This window comes from Emticicia soli (assembly GCF_037860775.1).
In the GTDB taxonomy this organism is placed as follows: Bacteria; Bacteroidota; Bacteroidia; order Cytophagales; family Spirosomataceae; genus Emticicia; species Emticicia soli.
Map to the genome: position 1 here is coordinate 47166 of NZ_JBBEWC010000014.1, position 20099 is coordinate 67264.

18 protein-coding genes are annotated in these 20099 nt (G+C 38.0%); 10 read left to right on the plus strand and 8 right to left on the minus strand.

Annotated features, from left to right (window positions below; all coding sequences use genetic code 11):
- Nucleotides 1-44: 44 nt before the first annotated feature.
- The 8 genes from WAE64_RS20655 (at nucleotide 45) to WAE64_RS20690 (ending at nucleotide 10059) form a co-directional block, all read left to right on the plus strand.
- On the plus strand, nucleotides 45-1589 hold the full coding sequence (locus WAE64_RS20655; protein WP_340239673.1) for an alpha-N-arabinofuranosidase: 1545 nt from the start codon (nucleotides 45-47) through the stop codon (nucleotides 1587-1589).
- Nucleotides 1590-1789: 200 nt separating this feature from the next.
- Nucleotides 1790-2488: an NUDIX hydrolase gene (locus tag WAE64_RS20660; RefSeq protein WP_340239674.1), complete on the plus strand. Its 699-nt coding sequence runs from the start codon at nucleotides 1790-1792 to the stop codon at nucleotides 2486-2488.
- Between the two features lie 179 nt (nucleotides 2489-2667).
- Nucleotides 2668-4305, plus strand: a complete 1638-nt coding sequence (locus WAE64_RS20665) for a ribulokinase (RefSeq protein WP_340239675.1) — start codon at nucleotides 2668-2670, stop codon at nucleotides 4303-4305.
- Entirely contained in the window at nucleotides 4298-5788 is a 1491-nt protein-coding gene (gene araA, locus WAE64_RS20670; protein WP_340239676.1) for an L-arabinose isomerase, read from the plus strand. The genes WAE64_RS20665 and araA overlap by 8 nt, the downstream gene beginning before the upstream one ends.
- Complete coding sequence (locus tag WAE64_RS20675) at nucleotides 5785-6489, plus strand: L-ribulose-5-phosphate 4-epimerase (RefSeq protein WP_340239678.1); 705 nt, start codon at nucleotides 5785-5787, stop codon at nucleotides 6487-6489. The genes araA and WAE64_RS20675 overlap by 4 nt, the downstream gene beginning before the upstream one ends.
- A 37-nt stretch (nucleotides 6490-6526) precedes the next feature.
- Entirely contained in the window at nucleotides 6527-7183 is a 657-nt protein-coding gene (gene fsa, locus WAE64_RS20680) for a fructose-6-phosphate aldolase (RefSeq protein ID WP_340239680.1), read from the plus strand.
- A gap of 43 nt (nucleotides 7184-7226) precedes the next feature.
- Complete coding sequence (locus WAE64_RS20685; RefSeq protein WP_340239681.1) at nucleotides 7227-8882, plus strand: sodium/sugar symporter; 1656 nt, start codon at nucleotides 7227-7229, stop codon at nucleotides 8880-8882.
- A gap of 88 nt (nucleotides 8883-8970) precedes the next feature.
- Nucleotides 8971-10059 carry a Gfo/Idh/MocA family protein gene (locus WAE64_RS20690; RefSeq protein ID WP_340239682.1) on the plus strand — a complete coding sequence of 363 codons (1089 nt, stop codon included), beginning with the start codon at nucleotides 8971-8973 and terminating at the stop codon, nucleotides 10057-10059.
- 96 nt (nucleotides 10060-10155) lie between these two features.
- On the opposite strand, the gene WAE64_RS20695 is transcribed toward WAE64_RS20690, so the two are convergent.
- The 6 genes from WAE64_RS20695 to WAE64_RS20720 form a co-directional block, all read right to left on the minus strand.
- Nucleotides 10156-10494 carry a hypothetical protein gene (locus WAE64_RS20695; RefSeq protein ID WP_340239684.1) on the minus strand — a complete coding sequence of 113 codons (339 nt, stop codon included), beginning with the start codon at nucleotides 10492-10494 and terminating at the stop codon, nucleotides 10156-10158.
- Nucleotides 10495-10582: 88 nt separating this feature from the next.
- The gene (locus WAE64_RS20700) at nucleotides 10583-11686 is read right to left on the minus strand and encodes an endo-1,4-beta-xylanase (RefSeq protein ID WP_340239685.1); all 1104 of its coding nucleotides are present in this window, start codon (nucleotides 11684-11686) and stop codon (nucleotides 10583-10585) included.
- A 144-nt stretch (nucleotides 11687-11830) separates the two neighbouring features.
- On the minus strand, nucleotides 11831-12661 hold the full coding sequence (locus WAE64_RS20705; RefSeq protein ID WP_340239686.1) for a fumarylacetoacetate hydrolase family protein: 831 nt from the start codon (nucleotides 12659-12661) through the stop codon (nucleotides 11831-11833).
- A gap of 96 nt (nucleotides 12662-12757) precedes the next feature.
- On the minus strand, nucleotides 12758-14032 hold the full coding sequence (locus WAE64_RS20710; RefSeq protein ID WP_340239687.1) for a mandelate racemase/muconate lactonizing enzyme family protein: 1275 nt from the start codon (nucleotides 14030-14032) through the stop codon (nucleotides 12758-12760).
- A gap of 67 nt (nucleotides 14033-14099) precedes the next feature.
- Nucleotides 14100-15041, minus strand: a complete 942-nt coding sequence (locus WAE64_RS20715; RefSeq protein ID WP_340239688.1) for an RraA family protein — start codon at nucleotides 15039-15041, stop codon at nucleotides 14100-14102.
- A gap of 55 nt (nucleotides 15042-15096) precedes the next feature.
- A complete protein-coding gene (locus WAE64_RS20720) occupies nucleotides 15097-16026 on the minus strand; it encodes a bile acid:sodium symporter family protein (RefSeq protein WP_340239689.1) in 930 nt (309 codons plus the stop codon).
- 419 nt (nucleotides 16027-16445) lie between these two features.
- On the opposite strand from WAE64_RS20720, the gene WAE64_RS20725 reads away from it, so the two are divergent.
- Complete coding sequence (locus WAE64_RS20725) at nucleotides 16446-17639, plus strand: LacI family DNA-binding transcriptional regulator (RefSeq protein ID WP_340239690.1); 1194 nt, start codon at nucleotides 16446-16448, stop codon at nucleotides 17637-17639.
- A gap of 381 nt (nucleotides 17640-18020) precedes the next feature.
- On the opposite strand, the gene WAE64_RS20730 is transcribed toward WAE64_RS20725, so the two are convergent.
- Nucleotides 18021-18347, minus strand: a complete 327-nt coding sequence (locus tag WAE64_RS20730; RefSeq protein WP_340239691.1) for a hypothetical protein — start codon at nucleotides 18345-18347, stop codon at nucleotides 18021-18023.
- A 286-nt stretch (nucleotides 18348-18633) separates the two neighbouring features.
- Between WAE64_RS20730 and WAE64_RS20735 the strand changes: the two genes are divergently transcribed.
- Nucleotides 18634-19407, plus strand: a complete 774-nt coding sequence (locus WAE64_RS20735) for a metallophosphoesterase (RefSeq protein WP_340239692.1) — start codon at nucleotides 18634-18636, stop codon at nucleotides 19405-19407.
- A 64-nt stretch (nucleotides 19408-19471) separates the two neighbouring features.
- On the opposite strand, the gene WAE64_RS20740 is transcribed toward WAE64_RS20735, so the two are convergent.
- Nucleotides 19472-19912: a VOC family protein gene (locus WAE64_RS20740; protein ID WP_340239693.1), complete on the minus strand. Its 441-nt coding sequence runs from the start codon at nucleotides 19910-19912 to the stop codon at nucleotides 19472-19474.
- Between the last annotated feature and the right edge of the window lie 187 nt (nucleotides 19913-20099).

Genomic DNA, 20099 nt, shown 5'->3' on the forward strand with positions numbered 1-20099 from the left:
CAATTTTTTAAAAACCTATAATATTGAAATTAATTTCTAGTAACGTGAAAAAAACTATTCTATCATTGCTTATAGCCTGTTGTACATTAGTAACAACCTTGGCTCAAACTAAAATTACCCTCAATACTGACCTGGCAAAGACGCAAATCAGTAAACATATCTATGGGCACTTTGCCGAACACCTGGGCCGATGTATATATGGAGGTATATATGTAGGTGAAGGTAATACCAAAATTCCGAATACGGCAGGAGTGCGCAACGATGTGATACAAGCGCTAAAAGAACTCAAGGTTCCTAACCTTCGCTGGCCGGGTGGTTGTTTTGCTGATGCTTATCAGTGGAAAGACGGTATTGGTCCCAAGGCTAACCGCCCTAAAATGGTGAACGTTTGGTGGGGTGGCGTAACAGAAGATAATAGCTTTGGTACGCACGATTTCCTAGACCTTTGCGAACGCATTGGTGCGGAGCCATATCTGGCAGGTAATGTTGGTAGCGGCACAGTAAAAGACCTTTCTGACTGGGTTTCGTATGTGAATCATCCGGGAGGAAGTCCAATGGCTGAAGCTCGTAAACAAAATGGACGAGCAACTCCTTGGAACGTAAAACTTTGGGGAGTTGGTAATGAAGCCTGGGGTTGTGGTGGAAACATGACTGCTGAATATTATTCAAATATTTATCGCCAGTATGCCACTTTTATGTCTGATTCAAAAGATGCAGTTCTTTATAAAATAGCATCTGGGGCGAGCGATGGTGATTATGCATGGACAGAAACCTTGATGAAGAATATTCCTCATAAAATGATGCAGGCTGTAGCATTACACCATTATTCGGTATTAGGCTGGACGGTTGATAAAGGACCTTCTGTTGACTTTAATGAAGCGCAATATTTCAAGATTATGGAAGAGGCATGGCAAATGGATGAATTTATTAAAGGCCATAGCACAATTATGGACAAATATGACCCACAGAAAAAAATAGATTTGATTGTTGATGAGTGGGGCGGATGGTATAGTGTTGAGCCGGGAACAAATCCAGGTTTCTTGTATCAGCAAAACACCATGCGTGATGCCATGATTGCCGGTTTGACCCTTAATATTTTTAACAATCATGCAGACCGTGTACGTGGTGCAAACCTTGCGCAGATTGTAAATGTATTACAATCAGTAATATTGACTAACGAAGAAAAAATGCTCTTAACGCCTACCTATCATGTAATGAAAATGTATAATGTGCATCAGGATGCGCTTCTTGTGCCCATCAGTATAGAGTCGCCATCGTATAATTTTCAGGGTAAAGAGCTAACAGCAGTTTCTGCTTCGGCTTCAAAAGATGCCTCAGGTGCGTTAAATATATCGTTGACCAACATTGACTATAGTAAGCCACACGAGGTTACTATTAACCTGCGAGGAGAAGATTTCTCGAAAATGTCAGGAAAGATTTTGAGCTCAGCAAAAATCAATGACCATAATACTTTTGAGCAACCTAATAAGGTATCTGTGAAAGATTTTAGTGGAGCAAAACTCGAAAAGGGTGTATTAAAACTTACTATACCAGCCTATTCTGTAATTGTTTTAAATGTGAAAAAATAAATTTTTAAATACTTTAATGCAGTTTTCGGAATGAAAAAAAATTGTGTTATATTTACACAATTCGATTAGTGTTTTAATATTTATATATATTAGGTTAAGATTTGATTTGATTCGTGAAAATCTTTGATTTTCACGAATTTTATTGATTTTAAGCATTGTATTACTAAAATTTGTGCAAATTTTATGCAGCACATTAAATAATGAATAGATACCCGCATTCGACCAGAATATTGGTTGCCCTTGATTGTATAGTCTTTGGTTTTGATGGCGAAGCACTTAAATTACTTTTAATTAAAAGGGATTTTGAACCCGAAAAGGGAAAGTGGTCTTTGATGGGTGGTTTTTTAGAAGCGGAAGAAGATCTTGAAGTGGCAGCAAACCGTATTTTGTATGATTTAACGGGGCTAAAAGATATATATTTTGAAGAAATTAAAACTTTTGGTAAAGTAGGGCGAGATCCTGTGGAACGAACAATATCGATTTGTTTTTTTGCTTTAATAAACATTCATGATCATAATCAGGATCAGGCAAAAGCACAAAATGCTTATTGGATAGACCTTAAAAACAGGCCAAGCCTGATTTTTGACCACAATCAGATGGTGGATATGGCTTTAGAGCAATTGCGTTACAAAGCGGCTTTACATCCCATTGGCTTTGAGCTTTTGCCAGAAAAATTTACAATTCCACAGCTTCAAAAACTTTATGAAGCTATTTATGACACACCACTTGATAGACGCAATTTTAGCCGTAAGATTCTTTCAACAAAACTCTTGATTGATACCGGCGAAAAAAATCAGAACTCAACTACTAAAAAGGCCATTCTTTATCAGCTTGATAAAGAAAAATACCAGAGCCAGTTTAACGCATTTCATAATTTTATGTCTGATGCGATGATATAAAATAAGGATTTATAAAATTCAAGAAAAGGATATAGCTTATCGTAAAACAAAATGTGTCATTTTAACACTTTTTGTTTTAGCGCAACCTCGACACAAAACCACAATTATATAATAAAAGTGTATCTAGCAAACACTATAACATTTTACCAAATAAAATGTGTCATTATAACACATAGCAAATGAAGCAGCAATTTACTTTAGGAGTTGATTTTGGAACTGATTCTGTTAGAGCCTTATTAGTCGATACTTCCAATGGGCAATGTTTAGGTACTTCTGTGGCATATTATAGCCGCTGGATGAATGGAATGTATTGCGATTCGTCCATTTCGCAATTCAGACAACATCCGCTTGATTACCTCGAGGGAATCGAAAGTTGTATTAAAGGAGCATTAGCCAGTGTTTCAGAAGAAATCAAAAAAAATATTGTAGGTATTTCTATCGATACAACAGGCTCTACACCAGTAGCGGTTAATGAAGAAGGAACACCACTAGCTTTATTACCTGAATTTGCCGACAACCCTAATGGCATGTTTATTCTCTGGAAAGACCATACTGCTAATGAAGAGGCAGAGGAAATTAATTATTTGGCACACAGATGGGATACTGATTATACGAAATATGTTGGGGGTATATATTCATCTGAATGGTTTTGGGCCAAGATACTTCATACACTTAGAGTAGATGAAAAAGTTCGTGAAAAAGCATTTTCGTGGGTAGAACACTGCGACTGGATTTCTGCTGTACTAACAGGTAATACTAATCCGCTGACAATCAAGCGTTCTCGTTGTGCCGCAGGCCACAAAGCAATGTGGCATGAAGAGTTTGAAGGTTTACCTTCAGAAGAATTCCTCATTAAACTCGATCCCCTATTAAGTGGCTTACGTGCAAGACTTTTTAGAAATACCTATACTTCTGACGAATCTATGGGGAAAATTTCTGTTGAGTGGGCTAAGAAATTAGGCCTTTCAGAAAATGTAGTTGTTGGCGTAGGCGCTTTTGATTGCCATATGGGAGCCGTAGGGGCCGAAATTGAACCATATGACTTTGTGCGTGTGATGGGTACATCTACCTGTGATATGCTAATGGCACCTAACGAAGAAATTGGTCACCTGCTTATTAAGGGTATTTGTGGACAAGTTGATGGCTCAATAATTCCGGGTATGCTTGGTATGGAAGCTGGCCAATCAGCCTATGGTGACTATTATGCTTGGTTTCAAAAAGTAATTACTGAACCTGTGCGTGAGTTATTAGGAGAAAAAGCAGCAGATGAGCTGGCACAGAAACTCATTCCTCACTTATCAGAGAAAGCATCTCAGTTACCTATTACTGAAAATGACCCCGTAGCAACAGACTGGATTAATGGTCGACGTACGCCAGATGCCAATCATTTATTGAAAGCTGCTTTTATAGGTCTGAATTTAGGAACAGATGCCGTAAAATTTTTCAAAATGATAGTAGAAGCAACTGCTTTTGGTTCAAAGGCTATTGTAGACAGATTTATAGAAGAAGGTGTACCAATTAAGCAAGTGATTGCAATAGGCGGAGTTGCCAAAAAGTCAACTTTTGTCATGCAAACCCTGTCTGACATACTTAATATGCCAATTAAAGTAGCCAGTTCAGATCAGGCTTGTGCCTTGGGTGCTGCCATGAATGCTTCAGTAGCGGCAGGTGTACATAAAAACTTATTTGAAGCACAAAAAGCAATGGGTTCAGGATTTGACGCCCGCTATGAACCACGTAGCGAGTATGTAGAAGTGTATCAGAAGTTATATAAAAAATATCAGCGTTTAGGAAAATTCATAGAAAACAATGCTTAATCTAAAATCCTTTGAAGTTTGGTTCATAACAGGTAGTCAGCATTTATACGGAGAAGAAACGCTTCGTCAGGTTGATGAACACTCACAAATCATAGCTGACTCGTTCGATAAATCACCGACGATTCCTGTAAAAGTCATTTTTAAGCCTGTTGTAAAAACACCGGATGAGATACTATCAATCTGTAAAGAGGCTAATAATACCTCCAATTGCGTAGGAATCATAACCTGGATGCATACTTTTTCGCCTGCCAAAATGTGGATTCGCGGGTTGAATGCCTTACAGTTGCCTATTTTACACCTCCATACACAATTCAATCGGGATATTCCTTTTGATAGTATAGACATGGATTTTATGAATCTTAATCAGTCGGCACATGGCGACCGGGAGTTTGGACATATTATGTCAAAAATGCGTCTGAATCGTAAAGTAGTGGTGGGGCATTGGCAGGATAATTCAGTACTTGAAAAAATTAATATCTGGACTCGTGTAGCAGTTGGTAAATACCAGATGCAGCACATGAAAGTAGTAAGGTTTGGTGATAATATGCGCCAGGTAGCCGTAACAGATGGAGATAAAGTAGCGGCTGAAATGAAGTTTGGGTTTTCGGTAAATACACATGCAGTAGGAGATTTGGTAGAGGTAATCAACCAGGTTTCTGATGCTGAAATTGCACAACTTATACAAGAATATGAAGATACTTATGAGTTGATGCCATCATTGCTCAAAAATGGAGATAGGCGAAGCTCATTAGTTGAAGCAGCCCGAATAGAGTCAGGCTTAAAAGCATTTTTAAAAGAGGGGGGATATTCGGCTTATACTAATACGTTTGAAGATTTACATGGTATGCGCCAGTTGCCGGGAATCGGTTCGCAAAGAATGATGGCTGCCGGATATGGTTATGGAGGTGAAGGAGACTGGAAAACCTCTGCTATGGTGCACGTAATGAAGCTAATGGCAAGCGGCATGAAGGGCGGAAATACTTTTATGGAGGATTATACCTACCATTTCAATCCTGACAATGCATTAGTGTTAGGTTCGCACATGCTCGAAATATGCCCATCAATTGCTGCTGATAAGGTAAAATGCGAGGTGCATCCTTTAGGAATCGGAGGTAAAGAGGACCCGGTTCGGTTGGTATTCAATGCTGCCGCAGGCCCTGCTTTAAATGTTTCGTTAATTGACTTGGGGAATCGTTTCCGTCTGATTGTAAATGAAGTAGAAGCCGTAGAGGTTACAGAAGCTTTTCCTAAACTACCAACGGCACGTGCTTTATGGAAGCCGCAACCAAGTATGCAAGTGGGGCTAGAAGCATGGATTCTTGCAGGTGGTGCACACCATACTGTTTATAGCCAGAATCTTACAACTGAATATATTGAAGACCTGGCAGATATGCTTGATACAGAATTGGTGGTAATTGATAAAGATACAAGCATCAGAAGTTTAAAAAATGAAATTAAAGTTAATGAAGTATTCTACAGATGAGCGCATATAAATCATTAAAAGAAGAATGCTTCGAAGCTAATATGATGCTTCCGAAGCTAGGCTTGGTTTTGTTTACTTTTGGTAATGTAAGTGCTGTTGACAGAGCAAAAGCAGTTTTTGCTATAAAACCAAGTGGGGTGCCTTATGAAATACTAAAGGCAGACGATATTGTTATTGTAGATTATGAAGCAAAGCTTGTAGAAGGCAAGCTTCGCCCTTCGTCTGATACTAAAACCCATGCCCAACTTTACAAAAACTGGACCGATATAGGCGGTATAACCCACACGCACAGCACCCATGCGGTAGCGTGGGCGCAGGCCGGTTTAGATATTCCGATTTTTGGAACTACTCATGCCGACCATACCCATCAAGATATTCCATGTGCGCCTGTGTTGACAGATGAAATGATTCGGGGAGATTATGAATTCGAGACAGGTAACCAGATATTCGATGTTTTTAAAGCCAAAGGTCTATCGCATCATGAGGTCGAAATGGTTTTGCTTCAGAATCATGGCCCTTTTACCTGGGGGAAAAACGCCGAAAAATCGGTTTATAATGCCGCGGTGCTCGAAGAAGTGGCGCGAATGGCTATACTCACCTTACAGATTAATCCTGATACACCTCGCATAAAAGATACCTTGCGCATGAAACACTATGAGCGTAAACATGGTAAAAATGCTTATTATGGGCAAGGGTGCTAATCATAAAATTTACTTTCTAATTAAACTAACTTAAGTAATGAAATTTTTTATTGATACTGCAAATTTAGCTGAAATTAAGGAAGCTTACGATTTAGGTGTGCTTGATGGTGTAACCACTAATCCATCGCTGATGGCAAAAGAAGGTATTGCCGGATACGATAATATTATGAACCACTACAAGGCTATTTGTGATATTGTAGATGGCCCTATATCGGCAGAAGTAATTGCTACTGACTTTAATGGAATCATCAGAGAGGGAGAAGAATTGGCCGAAATTCACCCTAATATTGTGGTAAAGGTACCTATGGTAAAAGATGGTATAAAGGCAATTAAGTATTTTAGTGAAAAGGGTATCAGAACCAACTGTACACTTATATTTTCGGCAGGGCAAGCATTGTTGGCCGCTAAAGCAGGAGCAACTTATGTGTCGCCATTTATTGGCAGGCTAGATGATATTTCGGTAGATGGCTTAGAATTGATTGCGCAAATTCGCCTGATTTTTGATAATTATGGGTATGAAACCGAAATTCTGGCAGCTTCTGTTCGCCACCCGATGCATATCATCAAATGTGCCGAGATTGGCTCCGATGTAATGACAGGCCCGTTGAGTGCTATTACTGCCCTATTAAAGCACCCACTAACCGATATTGGTTTAGAGAAATTTCTGGCCGATTATAAAAAAGTGAATAGTTAATAATATATTCACTTACTTATTCAACCTTAATATACTTAACTAAATGACACTTGGACTCGAAACCCTCGATTATATCATATTCTTGATATATTTTATTATTGTTTCTTCTTACGGATATTGGATTTACAAAAACAAAGGCAAACAATCGGCCGATAGTAAAGACTTTTTTTTGGCTGAAGGTTCACTAACCTGGTGGGCAATAGGGGCTTCAATTATCGCTTCTAATATCTCAGCTGAACAATTTATCGGGATGAGCGGGCAGGCGTTTCAGTTAGGAATTGCTATTTCGGTTTATGAACTTCTTGGAGGGGTATCTTTATTGATTGTGGCAGTTTATTTCTTACCGATGTATCTAAACAATAAGATTTTTACAATGCCGCAATTTCTTGCCAAACGGTATAACACTCGTTTGTCAACAATTATGGCAGTTTTTTGGCTGTTCCTTTACATTTTCGTAAATCTTACTTCTATTATTTATCTGGGTGGACTTAGTTTAGAGAAAATGACAGGCTTTAGTTTTATGAACTGCGCCATTTTCCTAACCATTTTCGCAGTAATAATAACGCTGGGAGGTATGAAAGTAATTGGTTATACCGATGTTATTCAAGTGGTTTGTCTGATTTTTGGCGGTTTGGCTACTACTTATCTGGCACTTGAGTTACTTTCTAACAAGGTAGGTACTGGTGCAGGCGTATTTGAAGGAATGAACCTGATTGCACAAAAGGCCAATGGGCATTTGCACATGATTTTCAAGCCAGACGAGTATCAGGTACATGATGGCAAAGGAGGCTTTATTGATGCTTATCGTCAAGTACCGGGTATTATGATGTTTATTATCGGAGGCCAGTGGGTAAATAACCTGAATTATTTTGGCTGTAATCAGTATATTACACAGCGTGCTTTGGGAGCTGATATTTCAACAGCCCGGAAGGGTGTTTTATTCGCTGCATTCATGAAAATGCTAATGCCAATTATTGTAGTTCTTCCAGGTCTGGCTGCGTATGTAATCTTTCAGGAAAATGCCGACTCCTCAATTGTCAATGGTATTACGCAAAACGGAATAGTAAAACCTGATAATGCTTATCCGGTACTTTTGAATTTACTACCTATTGGTTTAAAAGGCTTGGCTTTTGCAGCACTTACGGCAGCCATTGTGGCTTCTCTAGCCGGAAAAGCCAACAGTATTTCAACAATATACGTGTTGGATATTCATAAAAAATTCTTCAATAAAAACCTTACAGAAAAACAAACTGTATGGACAGGCCGTGTAGTAATTATAATCGCTTTTATTATTGCTCTTATTGTGAGCCCGCTTTTAGCCAATTTCGGACAAGCTTTTGAGTATATTCAGGTGTATACTGGGTATGTTTCACCGGGTATTCTGAGTATTTTCCTGCTTGGGTTTTTCTGGAAGAAGGCCACAGCCAATGGCGCTTTATCTGCCGCTGTACTAAGCATTGTGTTATCGGCTATTATAGAAAGCTTGTATCCCGAATTTCCATTTATGAATCGTATGGGTGTTGTGTTCTGGATTTGTTCACTGGTGCATATTACAATCAGCCTTATTGAAGGAAAAGGCAAAAATCAGCCAAATGCTTTTGAAGTAAAAAAAGAATGGTTCAAAGTCGAAACGCCTTTTGCTATTGGTGCGTTGCTGGTAATAGGCATATTTGTAGTAATTTATACAGTTTTCTGGTAAACTTATTTGATTTGAACAATCCTTTAACGCATGTTTATTCGTTATGATCTGATTTTAAGAATCTATTATTCACTTAACACTTAAAACTATGTTTACTCGACGTGATGCCATTAAGTCTTTAGCGGTCGGAAGTGCTGCTACCTTATTTTCGCCAAATACTTTATTGGCAGGTTTAACTAAAAAGAAAGATAAACTGGGTATTGCACTGGTTGGTCTGGGCTACTATAGCACCGACTTATTGGCACCTGCCTTGCAAATGACAGATAAATGCTATCTGGCAGGGATTGTAACTGGTACACCTGCTAAAGCCGAACAATGGAAAAAGAAATATAACATACCTGACAAAAATATCTATAATTATCAGAACTTCGATTCAATTGCTAATAACCCTGACATAGACGTAGTATATGTGGTGCTACCGCCTAGCATGCACCGTGAATACGTGGTAAGGGCAGCTAAAGCAGGTAAACATGTTTTCTGTGAAAAACCAATGGCTACAAGCGTAGAAGATTGTAAGGCAATGATTAAAGCTTGTGAAGATAACAAAGTAAAACTAGCCATTGGCTACCGATGCCAGCATGACCCTAATACCCAGGAATATATGCGTATCGGGAGAGAAAAAACCTATGGTAAACCCATGATGATTGCCTGCGGTGCAGGGTATGTAGACGGAAGAACCAACCATTGGAAACAGAAAAAAGCGCTAGGAGGTGGCTGTATGCCTGATATGGGCGTATATGCTTTGCAAGGAGCGAGGCTAGCCGTTGGCGAAGAACCCATAAGTGTAACAGCACAGGCGCACGTAATAAGGCCTGAGATATATAAAGAGGTAGAAGAAACTATGTTATTTCAATTGCAGTTTCCGAGTGGGGCTGTGGCGGCTTGTCATACAAGTTTTGGTATTAACATGAATTACCTGCAGGTTAATTATGAGAAAGGCTGGTTAAAAATGGAGCCTTTTTCTGCCTATGGTGGTAATAAAGGAAGCCATTCGGGTGGGCTAATTGACTTTCCGATTAAAAATCAGCAAGCCAAACAATTAGACGAAGATTGCCTTGCATTAATAAATGGCACGCAACTGATAGCACCTGGTGAAGAAGGATTGAGAGATATCAGAGTAGTAGAAGCTATCTATCAGGCAGCTAAGACCGGAGGAACAGTAAAAATTTCTTCGTAAATTAATACCACTCTAATTGCAGAAGGCATCTTCTTTATTGGAAACACGCTTGGCGTGTTTCCAATAAAGAAGATGCCTTCTTGAGTTTGCATGATACTATTCCTTAACTCTGGTTAGTTTCATTTCACCTCTGTCGTTTTTAATCACAATTTCGTTGTCATTGATAAGTTCACCGGTGCTATTAATTGTCATGTCATTGAACGAAATGCTGTACGAAAATTTTTTGCCCTCAACTTTACCATTTTCAATTTTTGCTTCTCCGAATTGCGTTTTCCAGGTTCCTTTTAGTTCATTGCCGTCTACTTTAAAAGTATAGTTTATTTCAAAGGTCCCATTAGGGGTTTCACGGCTACCTTTCCAGTTGCCATCAATTGGGCTTTGAGCGAAGGCAGAGAATGTGCCTATTAGCAGAAATACTATTAAAAAATGTTTCATGATATAAGAGTTTTGATTGAATAATTAAAGCTTAATGTTGTTGTATATGAGCACATTAAATACCATGATAATTACTGGCTTTAACGTATTATTGTTTCAACCCAATTACTTTAAAATAAGCGGGCTTGGGCTCATTATTTCTGTCAAAGAGTAATGGGTAGTTTGTCCGTCCACGGATCGGCCAGTTGTTAAGCCAGCTATCGCCATCATTAACTCCCCAGAAAGTAACTCTTGCTATTTTGTCTTTGTGTTTCAGAAATAATTTAAAAAGTGCTTCATAGTCATCAGCAAGTTGTTTTTGGATAGAATCGGGGAGACCATTAGGATACGGATTTGATTCAGTTGTATTTGCCAAACGCTGGCTTACATCAGCTCCCTGAAAATTTCGGGGTAAAATCTCAATATCTAATTCGGTAATCATTACTTTTATGCCAAGTGCCGAATACGCAAGAATACTTTCTTCTATATCTTTCAAAGGTATTTTACCAAGATGCCAGTGGCCTTGTATCCCTACGCCGTCAATACGGGCGCCCGATTCTTGGATTTTTTTTATGAGCTTAATACAGCCGGCTCTTTTAGCGGGTTGCTCGTTGTTATAGTCGTTGTAATACAGCTCGGTGTCTGGAGAGGCTTCTTGTGTCAGGCGAAACGCTTCTGCAATATAGCCCTCACCTAATTTTTGAAGAAATATCGAATTTCTGAGTGTACCATCTTCGTTTAACGCTTCATTTACTACATCCCACGAAAATACCTTGCCTTTGTAGTGCCCTGCCACTGTTTTGATATGGTCGTTGAAAAACGTTTTAACCGAATCGGTGCTTTGCATGCGGCGCATAAAACCGGGTAACTGGCTATGCCAGATTAATGTATGCCCATTGATTTTGATATTGTGTTTATTGCCATACTCTATCAGTTTATCGGCCATTTTGAAATCATAAATACCCCACTTGGGCTGTAACAAGGCCGATTTCATTACATTTTCGGGCGTAGCAACATTAAACTGTTGTATAATAAGGTTATTAACTGTCGGATTCCGCTCCTCAATCTGTGCCGAATTAAGCGCAGTGCCAATGGTAAAATCATTTTTAAAAGCCTCTTTCAATGAGTCGATGCCTGGCTTGGTATCTTGATAAGTAAAGTTTGAGAATAAAATTATTACCCAAACAACGAGCATAAATGTTTTTATTTTCATGTAATTAATTAGGTATGATAAAATAAACACTGAAAAAACTGATACTAAATTTAGATAAAATCTAACGCCTATAATTTACAGACGTTAGACTAACTTCACTAAAACAAAACTGCTATTATGATTAACCTATGATTCTGTGATTACTTATTCTACTGTATTGGTTAGAGTTCCGATTCCTTCAATCGAAATATGTACAGTATCTCCTTGTATTAAAGAAAAGCTATCGGGTGGTACAATCCCGGTACCTGTCATCAGAAAACAACCATTGGCAAAAGTGCAGTCAAAGGTCAGATACCTCACAAGTTCAGGCAACTCTCTTTTCATTTGGGTTAAATGAGTAGATTGTGAAAATATGTTTATGCCGTTTCTTTCAATATCAAGCCTAATTTCGGTTTCTTTAGGGATTGGCTGCTCTAGCACCAATATACAAGGGCCAATAGCCGCACTTTTATCATACGATTTGGCTTGTGGCAAATACAATGGATTTTCTCCTTCAATGTCTCTCGAACTCATGTCGTTGCCTATGGTATAGCCCGCAATCGTTCCGCTTGCATTTACAAAGAGTGTTAGTTCAGGCTCAGGTACATTCCATTTTGAATCTCGCCTGATTTTTACACCTTGCTTATGCCCAACAGTACGTGCAGCAGTTGCTTTAAAAAAGATCTCAGGGCGTTCGGCAGAATAAACTCTATCATAAAAATCTCTTCCACCTGCATCTTTCGATTCCTCCATTCGGGCATTTTTGCTACGCAGATATGTTACCCCTGATGCCCAAACTTCCTGAGAAACAATTGGTGGAAGCAAGACACTATCTAAACTGAAATCTTTTTCAGGAGCTTTGTTTGTAATAGCCTGCGCTAAAAATTGATAAAGATTAGGCTCGTTAATCAGCGAATCAAAAGAGTACTCATTAAAGGAATAAAAATCTTTGTTGTGTTCAATATAAGGGCCAAGGGTTGTATTGTAAACTTTCATTAGCTAGTAAAATATTTATTTTTTGAGAATTAAGTGTAGAGCTAATGGTAGTATAATTTAATAAGATTAGACTATCATTAGCTATTACTAAAATGCTTATTCAAAGAAAGGCACGCCTGGGGTAGCGTACTTTTTCATACCTTCTTCGTTAATTTCTACGCCAATGCCCGGTTCGTCTCTTACCTTAATAAAACCATTTTTTTCTACCATATCACCTTTAAATGTTACGATTTCTTTAAACATAGGGTCTTTATGAAAATATATCTGCCATTCCATAATCATAAAATTGGGCACAGAGGCACATACGTGTGCACAAGCCATAGCACCAAGGTAGGAAGCTACCATGTGCGGCGCAAATGGCACATAATACAAATTGGCTAAATTGGCAATCCGTTGGCCTTCTCCCAATCCTCCACATTTTTGTAAATCGGGCATAATAATATCTACAGCTCCGCTTTCAAGCAGAGGTCTGAACCCATAAGCAAGGTAGTGGTTTTCTCCAGCACAGATCGGGGTAGATGTAGATGCTGTTATCTTCTTGTAGGCGTCTGTATTTTCTGCTGGAATTGGTTCTTCAAGCCACATCAGGCCCAGTGGTTCAAGCATTTTAGCGGCTCTTTCGCCGCTGGTTGCATCGTAGCGTCCGTGCATATCGGCACAAATATCTATTTTATTCCCTACTTCTTTCCTAGCCGCAGCCATCTGGTCATACATCCGTTGTAGTTCACCTGGGCTGGCTGTCCAGTTGAAGCGGTCATATTTATTAGGGTCATTACCCTGATCTAAATCAAATTTAACGGCCGTAAATCCCATATCAACGGCTTCACGGGCTGCCTTGGCAAAATCTTCGGGCTTAGGTAATTGATTCTGATAGAGAGCCGTATCCATATAAACTCTGATGTTGTCTCTGAATTTACCACCTAAAAGCTGATAAACAGGTACCCCTAGTGCTTTGCCTGCCAAATCCCACAAGGCAGTTTCAATAGCTGTTAGTACGGCAACAAACATACCTGATTGTGCTCCCTCAAAAAAACCGGATTTTCGGATTGATTCAAACAAGCGATTCACATTTAAAGGGTTTTGCCCCTGAATTCGTCTTGCCATTGATTTTACAAGATGATAAGTGCCGGGGGTCGCATCAACCCCTTCTCCATGCCCGATTATGCCTTGGTTTGTATAAATCTTCACAAATAAACTATGCCCACCACGTATGTATCCGGCTTTAATATCAGTTATTTTTAAATCAGACGGTGCAGAGCTTTTCGGAGCTTTATCAATGGCCTGTATAAACTCATTTCCAAACGTCGAAAATGAAGTGGCAGCTAAAGCAGAACTTACGGCTGCTTTCTGGAAAAAATTTCTTCTATTCACTTATTATAAAGGTTTTAGTGAGGGGGTAGCCCTCAGGCTGAATTGAATATTTTAAAAAAAAGCTTGATTACCAGGTTCTTTGCTTCAATATTTCCTGAATCTGTGCAGGGTCTACCGGTAATTTATTGATATGTTCACGAAGCCATTGAGAAAAGTCTTTCTCAATTTCATCAGACCATCGGTTGTCAATTTGGCCAGGGGTATACTTTTGTTCGCGCAGTCTTTGATGCCCAAACATATCACGCAGCCGAACTACCTCAGAAACTTTAACTACTTCTTCGGCAAGGTGAGGAGGTATGAAAATTACACCACCTTCTCTTCCGAGTACAACATCGCCCGGCATCACAGTAGCAGAGCCAATACGTGTTGGTTGGTTAATACCTACCAGCGTAGTATTTAAGGCTCTTTTAGCTTCATTTAAATGATGTGATGGATGGTAACTCCGATAAAAAGACGTAAACCCGCCTATTTCTTTCAATCCGCTTAAATCTCTTACAGCTCCATCATAGACAATTCCGTTACCTGTTTTGGCATAAATAGAATTGCCTAGGTTGTCGCCAATAGTGGGGCCATCTATGTAGGCATTAAACTGGTCAACTACATATACATCTCCTTTAACCAGCAAATCAATTGGCCAGGCATTCTGAGATTTGATGCGGCCATCTTTTTCGTGTCCTTTATCATCAATAGCTGTTTGCAAATCTGGTCGTCCAGGAGTGAAAATGGCTGTTACAGCTCTACCAACCAGCACCGAGTCTGGATTAATGGTTTGCCAGTTACCTTCAAACTGGTATCTATAATTATGATTTCTTAATACAGCCCATGCTTCTTCTAAGGTTACTTTTTTCATGCGTTTCAAGAGCACATCATCTACTTTGGGTCTGCCATCGGCGAATCTTTCTCCTTTCCACTCACGGGTCAGATGAAGCAGATATTCTTTTGATATTTGCTGGGCATAAAGGCTTGATATTGCTAAAAAGAAGCATATACTTAAATAAATTTTTCTCATGGTTCTTAGGTTAAATATGGTTTTGGATGGTTTTCAATATTTGTCTGTTTTATTATTACTTTTTTGGAGGGCGTTTATTCCAGAAATTGGCTAACATTGAACCAATAATATTCATAACCGGCCCAAAAATAGCTGCTGCCAGCCCAACTGTGGCAATACGACCCATTTCGTTTGCTAAAGCAGAGGCCAGCCCCGCATTCTGCATACCTACTTCGAAAGAAATAGCACGTGCATCTGATTCTGTGAATTTTAAAAGTCGGGAGAAAAAATAACCAAGGGTATAACCAAAAATATTATGGATTATTACCACAATAACCAGTGTTATACCAACTGTTTTAAGTGAATTGGCACCACTTGCCGTAACTATTAATATAATATACGCAATGCCTAGCATAGAAAAAATAGGCAATATTTTGTTAAATCGTGCCATAAGCTCTGGCATTATTTTATAGAGTACTAAGCCTAGGAGTATGGGTAAAATAACCATTTGAGACATATCCCAGAACATAGCCCAGAACTCTACTTCTATTAAACCTCCTCCCAGCGTTTTCATCAGAAAAGGGGTCATAATCGGAGCTGCCAGTGTAGATAAAGTAGTTATCGTAACCGAAAGTGCCACGTTTGCTCTGGCCATAAGTGCCATTACATTAGAAGCGAGGCCACTCGGGCTACTTCCGATTAAAATAATGCCAGCTGCGATTTCTGGTGGGAAACTGAAAATTTTTGATAGTGCCAGCCCTGAAAAAGGCATAATAGTAAAATGACAAACTAAGCCTATTAATACCTTAAGTGGAGACTTAAAAACTTCTGTAAAGTCGTCAACAGTCATTGTTGCTCCCATTCCCAGCATAATAACTTGTAAAACAGGTTTTATGAATGTATTAAGTTTAACTCCTCCAACGCTACTGAAGGTATCAGGAAAATGATAACCAAGTATAACAAGCAGAATAATACTTAGTGGGTACCAATAATCTTTTAATTTCATTAGAGAGTAATAAAAAAGTGGTTAAGTAATGAAATAGCAAGGTCTAAGTTTAACCATTGCACTAGCAAAATGACTAATCAGTATTCCAGTTCTAAAACTATCTTTTTTGATAGGGAATGTTCTTTGATTGTATTAGGATTTTATTTGATTAGTACAATTTTTTGTAATTCGAATGCTAAAATTTCTGATTAACAAAGAAAATAATTACCTAAACTATAGGTAGGATTTTGAATTCCAAACAAAAAGTGTCAATTTGACACCAATTATTGAACGTCAACTATCAGAAACGTTTGTGATAAGCGTTTTTACCATGTTTTTGGCAAGAGAATAGTTAAATTGAATGTATATGAATTAATGATAAGAGATTTTTGTCTAATTTGATTATTGATAAGTAATCTTAAAAAAATACAACTTGATGTATGCAAAGATGTATTAAATGTAATTCGGTAGATGGGGTGATAAAGTCTGGTTTTCTGAGAGGAAAGCAGCGTTTTTTTTGTAAACTGTGTGATTTCTATTTCATTTTAGAAAATGAAAATACCAGATTGCCTCAGAAAACTAACCAGACCACTATTTTAGATGTGGCAAAGCATCTAGGTATTGCTGCTTCAACGGTTTCAAGAGCATTGAATGGGAAATCTGATATAAGCCCATTTACCAGAAAGGCAGTACAACAAGCGGCGATAGATTTAGACTATAAACCTAATTTATTAGCACAGAGCCTTAATAAAGGCAAGACCAATACAATTGGCGTGGTGATTCCGAATGTTGAGTTACCTTTCTTTGCAACTGCTCTGGCTAGTATGCAGCAAGTAGCCATTAACACGGGTTATAGAATTATGGTTTGTCATTCAAGTGAATGTGAAGCAATTGAAAAATTAAATATTGAAACGCTCATTTCGTGCCGTGTAGATGGCTTATTGGTAAGCCACTCAAAAGAAACTACCTCTTTTGAGCATATTAAACGGGTTATAGCAAAAAATATCCCTATAGTGCATTTTGACAGAGTCTGTAATGAAATAACTACTCCTAAGGTAATACATGAAGATTTTAAAGGAAGTTTTGAGTTAGTAGAGCATTTAATACTTCAGGGATGCAAAAAAATAGGAGTGATGCTTGGCCCTGAGAAGTTCTATATTTCACAGATTAGGCTCGAAGGTTATAAAGCAGCCCTTCAAAAATATAACATTCCAATAATTGAGGAATACATCTATTATTCAGACATGAATAAATATGATGGAGCAAAAGCCTTTGAATATTTCATTAATCTACCAGCGCCACCTGATGGCGTTTTTTCTATACTTTCAAGAAATGCTATAGAGATGATGGTAGAGGCCAAAAAAAGACATATTAAAATTCCGGAAGAAATGGCTTTTGTAGGTTTTGGTGACGATACCCTGTGCGAGTTATTTGAGCCGTCTCTCACAGTATTTAATCATTTTCCATCTAAAGTTGGCGAGGCTGCTATTAATTTGCTTATTGAGAACATTAAGAATAAAAATAGCTTGATTCCTGCTGTTTTATCGATTCAAGGAGAGTTAATTATTAGAGATTCTTCAAGGGTTAAAACTGGCGTGAATAGTTGGTCTGTAGGTCAGAAATTTACTGAATAGAAAGAAGATTTTGTAAAACTTATTTTACCCCTCTGGTTAATGGATAGATTGTAAGCCTTTTAAGTCAGCAAAAGAGGCCGTCTTCTATGTCGAAAACAAGCCTCGTTTTGGATGTATATCTGTTGTAAATAAATTTTTTGTAATAAGACTTGCAACAAACAATCTGGAGCATCATTAATCTAGGCTCAGACCAAAAAAAAGTTTGAGTTGGTCATGCGCCTAGATTGTACTGATGATTCAGCAAAAGTTTAAATGTTATTCAAATATAAGTTTTATTACTTCAGGTTCATGGCCTTTCTTAACAGCCCGTAGGTATTATACCCCGCACACAAAGCTGATGGGATTTATTCCTGATAGCAATTATTCCTAATGTGCTAAATTTCAGAGTTTCCTTATTTCTTTAATTTCTATTTTTTCATATCCAGGGCTTCTCCACCCGCAAGTCCACTTTGTAGATTGGATTTCATATTTTACTGTGACTTCCAAGCTATCGACCTGATATTGCGAGCTTAGATTAACAGGGTAATAAAATTTGTCTTTTACACTAAGCAACCAACCACATCCATCAACTGCCGGATCTCCTTCAAACACCACAATAGCTTTTTGAGCTTCAGATATTTCATCTAAAGCCGCTACTTCATTTCTGCAACTCACTAGCATAATTGGTGAAGCACAAACTACTAGCAGAATTTTTATGAAATCTCGCATAATATGAATGATTAAAATTTGTGAGTAAACCAAACTATCTATAGATTTAATTGAAGATAGGCGTTATTTATAAATAGGGATATGAAAGTCATTCAAATGGTTGGAATAAACGCAAAACTTTTATCACAATCTAGTGGGGTTTTGCACATTTTTACTTATCCCTTTTATATTTTATACCCAAAAAGGTATTATTGTAAATCCAAAAGAAGAGAGATATAAGCAAAGAGATAATAGGCTATAAGAAAATTGTCTTTTTATTCCAAGTATTAAATACAACTACCCACTCATGAAAATCCAATACTGTTCCGACCTGCATCTGGAAATGAATACCAACAAAGAATATTTGTTGCAAAACCCGATTTTACCACAAGGCGAGGTGCTGATACTGGCCGGAGATATTACAAATGCGAAATATTATGATTCTCCTCGGCTGATTGAGAAAGAATTTTTTAAGCGCTTATCAGGGCAGTTTGAGCTGATTTTTATTATTGCCGGTAATCATGAGTTTTATCGAAGTTGGGATGTAAGCGTGTTTCAAAAACCATTGTTACAAGAAATAGAGACCAATATTTTTCTGCTTAATAACCAGGAGATTGTCTATAAAGATGTAGCTTTCTTTTTTTCAACATTGTGGTCTGAAATAAATCAGTTAGATGAAGCCTTCGTAAAAAAACATATGCCCGATTTTGGCTTAATTGCTTATAAAAATGCGAGCCTTTTGGTAAAACACTATAATCAGTTACATGAGCAAGCATTGGCTTTTTTAGCTAATTCGATGGTTAAGTCAGATGCGAATAAGAAAGTAGTGGTGAGCCATCATTTGCCTTCTATTCAATGTGTTCATCCCGACCACATAGGTAGCAGGCTGAACTCGGCTTTTGCCACCGATTTAGATGATTTTATTCTAACACATCAACCTGATTATTGGATATATGGACATAGCCATCGTAATATGCCTGAGATTCAAATTGGTAAAACAAAGCTTATCTGCAACCAGTTAGGCTATGTTCCTTATCAGGAGCATTATGATTGGAATAATGGGAAGTTTTTTGAGTTATAAACCTCATAAATTTAATGCCTGAGCATAGGTCTCAGGCATTAATATTAAATAAAGTATTCAATTCTTACCTCCCCGCCTTTGGATCAAAGCTAATTAACCAGTTAATGCCAAATTTATCGGTAAACATACCAAAATAAGAACCCCAGAAAGTATCTTCCATTGGCATTGTTTGTATACCACCTGCCGAAAGTTCATTGTACAAACGGTCGGCTTCTTCTTTTGCATCAACATTAATAGATAAGCTGAAATTATTGCCAAAAATTGTTTTGCCAACTCCTGCTCCGCCAGTATCAGAGCCCATTAATGTGGTTTCTTTACTTATAGGCAGGCTAATATGCATTAATCGATTGCCTTGTCCTTCTGGAATGGCTTCTATTCCAGCTAGCGGAGGCATATCTTTGAATCTGTTTATACTTGCAAATTCTCCACCAAAAACAGACTTATAAAAATTAAAAGCTTCTTCGCAATTATCTTCAAAAGTGAGGTAGACGTTTACTGTAGTCATTTTTTATTGGTTATAAGTGTGAAAAATCGTTAGCAAAATTTAGTAATACATAGGGCTTTAAATCAGAAAGATTCTTTATCAAAACTAACTGCAAAGTTATTGATCGTGAGGGCTTAGGGCTTTAATTTTGTTTTATATTATTTTTGCCTGATATATACCTGAAGACAGTAGGGGCGAAATAAGTAAA